Here is a 6,498-nt window from a genome sequence, read left to right on the forward strand (position 1 = left end):
CCACGACGACCTTGCCGGGGAAGTCCGATACGTGAATCGTGGTGTCGCGGACGACGTCCGGGCCGGTGAGATCGCCGATGGTGCCGCGGGCGCTCGGTGGGTCGTAGTAGTGCGCGGGGTTGCCGCTACTCGAGACGAAGTCGAAGGTGCCGTGGGGCACCTCGGTGGTCTTGGTCGCGGCGATCTTGCCGGTCGTTCCGCAGCCCGCAACGATCAGCGCCGCTGCGGTGAGGGCGGCCGAAGCGAGGATTCGCAGTCGTCTGGACATAGTCTTTCCCGGGCGTTGTCGCATGACAGGCACATATTCGATGCCTATCTACTACTTCATCTCGTACTAGATGGCATAGTATATTGCGGTAGGCGTTCGCATCCTGAGGGTGCGAAGTCGAGCACCGCCGAGGCGCGAACAACTCCGCGTTGCCGCTGCGCCGCGACCCCACCGTCGTCGGTCCAGCGCCTTGATTCACGAGTGATTGGGTGTGTGAGATGCCGATTGACCCCAGCCTGTCCTACTACAGCGATCTGGCGTTCCGATCGGCATTCGTCGTGTATTTGATTGCCGCTGTGCTGTTTGCGGCCGAACTCGCGCGCTCGCGCGTGCCGGCCGAGGTGTCACCGGCGCGGGCTCCGGTACCTGTAGGTGGTGGGCCGGCTGCATCGTCGGGCGCCTCCGGACTTCCTGGACGGATTGCCCAACCCGGCGCTCGGTCGTTCGACGATCGACTCGGGAGGATGGGTTTCGCTGTCGTCCTGGTCGGGTTCGGGCTGCACGTGACCTCGATCGTGTTGCGCGGCGTGGCCACTCATCGTGCGCCGTGGGGCAATATGTACGAGTTCATCTCGATTGCTTGCGCCGCAGGTGTTTTGGCCGGTGTGGTGGCTCTGCGCGGTCCGATGCTGCGACGACTGTGGGTTTTCGCCCTCTTCGCGGTGCTGATCCTGATGTTCATCGCCGGGGACCTGCTCTACGCGACGGCCGCTCCGGTAGTGCCGGCGCTGCAGTCGTATTGGCTCGCGATCCACGTATCGATCGTCTCGACCGGCAGCGGGGTCTTCCTGATCTCGGGAATGGCCAGCGCGCTGTTCCTGGTGCGTCGCCGCTTCGGCGAGTCGACCGGGCTCCTGGGGCGATTCGCCCAACGGCTACCCGATATGGCAATCCTCGACCGGGTCGCGTACCGGACCACCGTTTTCGCGTTCCCGCTGTTCAGTGCCGGGGTTATACTCGGCGCGATCTGGGCCGAGGCCGCATGGGGACGATTCTGGGGCTGGGACCCCAAGGAGACGACCTCGTTCATCGCCTGGGTGCTGTACGCGGCTTACCTGCATGCACGCGCCACCAGTGGGTGGCGCAGTGACCGGGCCGCGTGGATCAACGTCGCCGGTCTGGTCGCGATGCTGTTCAACCTGTTCGTCATCAACATCGTGGTCTCGGGCCTGCACTCCTATGCTGGATTGAACTGACACGCCTGCGTCGGGTGATCGAGGAATATCGCATGCGCGAGCGAGAAGTACCTGTGCGGCACCGGCCACTACGCGATCGGATCCGGTGGGTCGATCGAGATACTGCTCCGTGGCTGACCGTGGGTGCCTGCGTGTTCGCGCTCTCGGCTGCCGTGCTCGCCGTGGCCGGAGTCCCCGCCGCGGACTTGCACGGCCCGTTGCATAGGTGGGGGATCATGGACCCGGCCTGGGGCGGCACGCGATCGGTGTATCTCCTCCTGCATGGCGAGTTGGCGCGGTCGGTCGAATTCAACCCCGCGGTCCCGATAGTTGTGGCGGTGGTAGGGGCAGTTGTCCTGCGGGCCCTCGTCGGCCTGGTGAGAGGGCGCTGGTTCTCCTTCTCGGCGTCGCGGCGGATCGTCGCGGTTGCAGTGATCGTGTCACTGCTGGCATTGGAGGTAAACCAGCAGATGCATGCGAACCTGCTCACCGGACCGTGGAGCGGATGAGCCTGCCAGGTGGGCTGAGGGCTTCAGTTTCCCGCACAAACTACTAAGCTGCATAGTATGTTGAGCGGAGTTCAGGGCCGGGTTTCATCCCCGCCCAGTGCTGCGCTCTGGTCGACTGCGGTGCTCGGTGCGCAGCAGGCGTGGATGGATCGCTCGGATCGTCTCGATATCGCCGCTGGACGGCGTCGTCACGCGATGTGTCGATGCCTCCAGCGATGTCGCGAATGCGCGCAGCTGTGCAGGCAGCTGGCCGATGAGTGCTGCCGCGCTCAGGGGTCGGCGGAATACCGATCCGTCATTGGTTCGTCTCGCCTGTGTGCCGGTGTCTGTGATGATCTCGCCTGCGCATTGTCGAACAGCGACCGGTTGATCGAAGATATCGGCCCGATGCTGGATTCGGCGGTGAACGTCTCGGTGGAATGCGGCGACGAGTGCGACGAGCTCGGTGATATCTGCATTGTCGGCCCCAGGTGTGGCGAGGCATGTCGCCGTCTCGCCGTCGCCTGCCTCGGGCTGATCTCGGCTCTCGACTGAGTTCGAACTTCCTCTGCCGTGGGCCGGCGGAGTAGAGATGGCGCGATGAGGTAACGCACACCCTCCGCTAGCTGCGCCTTGCCGGACGGCGCACCCGTGCCGCCGGTGCCCGTTCAGCTCATTGCACGTAGGACAGCACCGTCATCATTCCGGCCTCGCCGTGATAAACGTTGTGGCAGTGCAACATCCACTGACCGGGATTGTCGGCCTGAACGTCGACTTCGACAGTCTGCATCGGCAGCACGATCGAGGTGTCCTTGCGCGGGCCGGTACCTGTGGCGTTGACGACCTGAAAGGTGTGGCCGTGCAAATGCATCGGGTGCCACATCATCGTCTGGTTCACGAATCGCAGCCGAACACGTTGTCCCTGAGTGATATCCAGCGGTGTGTGGTCGGGGTAGGCCTTGCCGTTGATCGTCCACACATACTTGTTCATATCTTGGCCGAGAAACACGTCCAGGGTCTTGTCCGGTGCGCGCTTCGGTAGCCGCACGGCATCGACCGCGACGAGCCGGTCGGCGGTCAACGGCGGCGCGGACAGCTCCGCCGGCCGCACATCTGCCGGAGGGGGATTGCCGCCGCCGGTGCGGATCAGCGCAAATCCTTGTCCCGCTTTACCTTCCGCAGACGCCACCAGGGGAAAGACGCCATCGGCCAGGTCGACAACGACGTCGTAGCGTTCGCCCATTCCCAGCAGCAGGCTCGACGTCGTCACCGGCTGCACCGGGTAGCCGTCGCTGTGTGTGACGCGCATCTGATGCCCACCGACCGCGAGGCGGAATGCGGTGTCCCCGCCAGCGTTGATGATGCGCAACCGCATCCGCTGGCGCGGTTTTCCGCTGAAGGTCACCGGGTCGGCACCGATGCGGCCGTTGATCAAGTAGTACGGATAGTCCTTGACATCGCCGGTGTCGGAGCCCAGCGGCGCGTTCGGGTCGGTGGGCGTGGAGTTGCCCAGGCTCATCCCCGGCATAGTGCCGTGATCCATGCCGCTGGAACTCATGCCCCCCATGCCCGCCATCCCCTTGTCCTGCAGTTGCTTCAGCTCCTGATCGGGGTTGCGACCGTTCACGCCGTCGAGCCAATCGTCGAGAACGACAACGGCCTCGAGGTCGTAATCCTTGCCGTCGGAAGGATCTTCGATGATCAGCGGGGCGTACAGGCCGCGGTCGAGTTGCACGCCGACGTGGGGGTGGAAGAAGTAGGTGCCGGCGTCGGGCACGGTGAATTCATAGCGGAATGTTCCCCCGTTGGGTGCGATGGGCGCCTGAGTGAGGTCGACCATTCCGTCCATGTTGTTGCGCAACGCGATCCCGTGCCAGTGGATCGTCGTCGGCGCGGGCAGCGTGTTCGTCAGGTCGGCGCGCAGGACCTGCCCGCGCGTGAGCCGGATCTCGCGCCCAGGAAGATTCCCGTCGTAGGACCAGGTTTGGACCTGCACTCCGCCGAGGTCGATCGTCGTCGGCGCCGCCCGCAAGGCGACCTGATGGACTTGGGCGTCGGCGGCGCGGCGTGCGTTTTCGGCTGCTTCGACCGCCTCGGAGTCGGGCTGGACGAGGGTTGGGCTGCTGGAGGAGTTGTTCGAACAGGCGGCCAGGGCGGCGGCCGTGGCGATACCGGTTCCCAGGGCGAGGAATCCGCGCCGCGTCATGGGCGGCTGCGGGAAGTTCCTGCTCGACATGGCATCTCCCTAATGTGGGTGTGGTCGTGCTGCGTCGCGTGAGCCTTGACGATGCTGAGATGAGTAATTGCGGAACGGTCAAAGTATGAAGGGCATACAGTTGATGACTCCGTAGCCGGTGAGAACTTGGGCGAACACCGGCGCGATGAGTACTGCGGCGGCGAACAAGATCAGTCCGGTGCGGTTGCGGTTCCGATCGGATGCGCTCTCGGGTAGGGCGAGCCGCGCCACCCGCGCCGCGACCCCGACGCTGCTGGCGCCCATCGCATTGGCGGGGACCGCCGCATTGCTGGACAGCGACAACAGTGCGCCGAGGACGGCGTCGCGGCCGTGGTGATGGGCCGCTGTGTCGTCGGCGCACATCTCGAGCAGGCGTGCGATCTGGATCTCGGCGACGGTGAACAACCTGATGCGCGACAACGACTTCGCCAGCGATCGTGTGGTCGCGAGAAGGAGATGGTGTTTCCCGGAGAGGTGTGCGCGCTCGTGCGCCAGGACGGCGTCCAGGTGTGTTTTGTCCAGTGCCGCGAGCGCGGCACTGGTGATCACCACGGTGGAGGTCGGCCCGGCAACGCAATAGGCCGCCTTCTGCGGGGCATCGATGACCACGCCGTCCACCCCATCGACCCGTCGGCCGATGATCAGCGCCGACTCGGCGTGATCGCGGCTGGTCGTGCGCGCACGAGTGAGTGCTCGCGCCGTGCGCGCACCCAACAGTGCGACGAATGCCGTCAGGCCCGCGGCCGCGGTCAACGCCACCACCTGTGCGGGCCGGCCGTGGCCGCCGACCGCGACGGAATGCAGGGCGGTGAAGCAGTCGCCCAGTGCCGAGCGGCCCGGTTGACTCCATACGTGCACCGCCTGTGCAGTCAGCGCGACCGCTGCGGCGACCCAGCCCGCGAGCACGCTGGCGAGTACCACGAGCCACACCGCCACGCCGACAGCGGGAGCATTGCCTCGCTCGGTCAGCCGAGCCAGCACGCGTGGTGCCACCGCGCAAACCATGCCGGTGTAGAGCAGCACACAGACCGCGAGGCTCACCCGCGGTCCTTCTTCGATGTCAAGCGCCGCAACATCTTTCGCAGGGTCACCGATTCGTCCTCGGAGATCTGCTCGACGAAATGGGCCAGTACCAGATCCGATGGTGCGCTGTCGAGGGCAGCGCGCATGAGCTGGGCGCTGTATTCCTCGCGGCTCAGGCGGGGCCGGTAGTGGTAGGCCTTGCCGTGCTTGTCGCGTTCGAGCCAGCCTTTGCGGTGGAGGTTGTCCATCGTCGACATCACGGTGGTGTAGGCGATCTCGCGCTCCCCCGACATTTCGTCGTATATCTCCCGGACCGTGACCGAATCCGTGCGGCCCCACACCCGATCCATCACCACCGATTCCAAGTCTCCGAATCCTCGCGAGCTCACCCCTCGATCTCCTCACCTTGCGAACTCGGTCGCGCCGCCGACAGTCGAAGACGACGACTTTCCTACTATGCGAGACCGTAGGAAATGATCGTACGGCGGGGTATCACCAGGCTCAACCTGGTTAACGAAACGGAAACTCGAGGCCAGTCACCGGCCCGATCGGAAGTTCACTGCGAGAATTCGACCGAGCGGGCCGGCGTCGTCGGGCCTACATGGATCCCATCATGCGGCACATCATCGCGCAGATCGCCTGGAGCGGGTTCATCGATTCACCTCCCTTCGATCCTCCGGACCACGCCGACATCGCACCGGCCTGGACCAGTGCCGTACTATATACGTACGTAATTAGTATTAAGGGTGGGCCTCCACCCTCGCGACTCGCATACATCGGAGGCTCTGCAATGTCACCAACTCTGTCCACAGTCGCCCTGCTGGCCTGCCCGGTCGGGATGGGTTTGATGATGCTGCTCATGATGCGCGGCGGCGGCAAACACGCGCCCGACTCCGGGTCGGCAGGCGACGCCCACGAAATCGCCGCGCTGCGGTCCGAGATCGCCAAACTCAAAGGCGTCGGCGCCCCGGCGAACGCGGGGCGACCGGAATGACCGGGCCTGCCGGGCAGCTTGCGGACGACGCGGACCCGCAAGCCCCGGACCACCTGCGTTCTACGTACGTGGATAGTATGCGAGCAGCAGACGAGGGGTTCGGTACCCAGGGCGCTAGCCGCGGCGATCACGCGCACCGGATGCCCACGACGACGAGGAGACAACCGATGGCACATCGTTTCGGTGAGCTGGAAACGGTCATCATGGACCGGGTGTGGTCGGCGCAGAACACCATCACCGTCCGCGAGGTGTTCGAAGACCTCGCCCGCGATCGCGAGATCGCCTACACCACCGTGATGTCGACGATGGACAAC

The 6,498-nt window shown here is 65.0% G+C and carries 8 protein-coding genes and 1 pseudogene; 5 read left to right on the plus strand and 4 right to left on the minus strand.

The window, feature by feature from the left end:
- Positions 1-268, minus strand: a pseudogene (locus A5780_RS19595) (TlpA family protein disulfide reductase); the annotation flags it as partial.
- 218 nt (positions 269-486) lie between these two features.
- Between A5780_RS19595 and ccsB the strand changes: the two are divergent.
- From ccsB to A5780_RS40090, 3 genes are all read left to right on the plus strand, one after another.
- Positions 487-1,464: a c-type cytochrome biogenesis protein CcsB gene (gene ccsB / locus A5780_RS19600; RefSeq protein ID WP_062965813.1), complete on the plus strand. Its 978-nt coding sequence runs from the start codon at positions 487-489 to the stop codon at positions 1,462-1,464.
- 215 nt (positions 1,465-1,679) lie between these two features.
- Complete coding sequence (locus tag A5780_RS41115; protein ID WP_167355036.1) at positions 1,680-1,952, plus strand: DUF2752 domain-containing protein; 273 nt, start codon at positions 1,680-1,682, stop codon at positions 1,950-1,952.
- A 144-nt stretch (positions 1,953-2,096) separates the two neighbouring features.
- A complete protein-coding gene (locus A5780_RS40090; protein ID WP_156769567.1) occupies positions 2,097-2,486 on the plus strand; it encodes a hypothetical protein in 390 nt (129 codons plus the stop codon).
- A 118-nt stretch (positions 2,487-2,604) separates the two neighbouring features.
- On the opposite strand, the gene A5780_RS19615 is transcribed toward A5780_RS40090, so the two are convergent.
- The 3 genes from A5780_RS19615 to A5780_RS19625 form a co-directional block, all read right to left on the minus strand.
- Positions 2,605-4,167: a multicopper oxidase family protein gene (locus A5780_RS19615; RefSeq protein ID WP_062965810.1), complete on the minus strand. Its 1,563-nt coding sequence runs from the start codon at positions 4,165-4,167 to the stop codon at positions 2,605-2,607.
- A 78-nt stretch (positions 4,168-4,245) separates the two neighbouring features.
- The gene (locus A5780_RS19620; RefSeq protein ID WP_062965809.1) at positions 4,246-5,208 is read right to left on the minus strand and encodes a M56 family metallopeptidase; all 963 of its coding nucleotides are present in this window, start codon (positions 5,206-5,208) and stop codon (positions 4,246-4,248) included.
- Positions 5,205-5,579, minus strand: a complete 375-nt coding sequence (locus A5780_RS19625) for a BlaI/MecI/CopY family transcriptional regulator (protein WP_064909209.1) — start codon at positions 5,577-5,579, stop codon at positions 5,205-5,207. The genes A5780_RS19620 and A5780_RS19625 overlap by 4 nt, the downstream gene beginning before the upstream one ends.
- 401 nt (positions 5,580-5,980) lie before the next feature.
- Between A5780_RS19625 and A5780_RS19630 the strand changes: the two genes are divergently transcribed.
- Together A5780_RS19630 and A5780_RS19635 are read left to right on the plus strand one after the other, a co-directional pair.
- Entirely contained in the window at positions 5,981-6,184 is a 204-nt protein-coding gene (locus tag A5780_RS19630) for a hypothetical protein (protein ID WP_062965807.1), read from the plus strand.
- Positions 6,185-6,351: 167 nt separating this feature from the next.
- Positions 6,352-6,498: BlaI/MecI/CopY family transcriptional regulator (locus A5780_RS19635; protein ID WP_197521802.1), on the plus strand; the 147-nt coding region annotated here is incomplete at its 3' end.

The sequence above is a fragment of the Nocardia sp. 852002-20019_SCH5090214 genome, assembly GCF_001665865.1.
Taxonomy (GTDB): Bacteria; Actinomycetota; Actinomycetes; order Mycobacteriales; family Mycobacteriaceae; genus Nocardia; species Nocardia nova.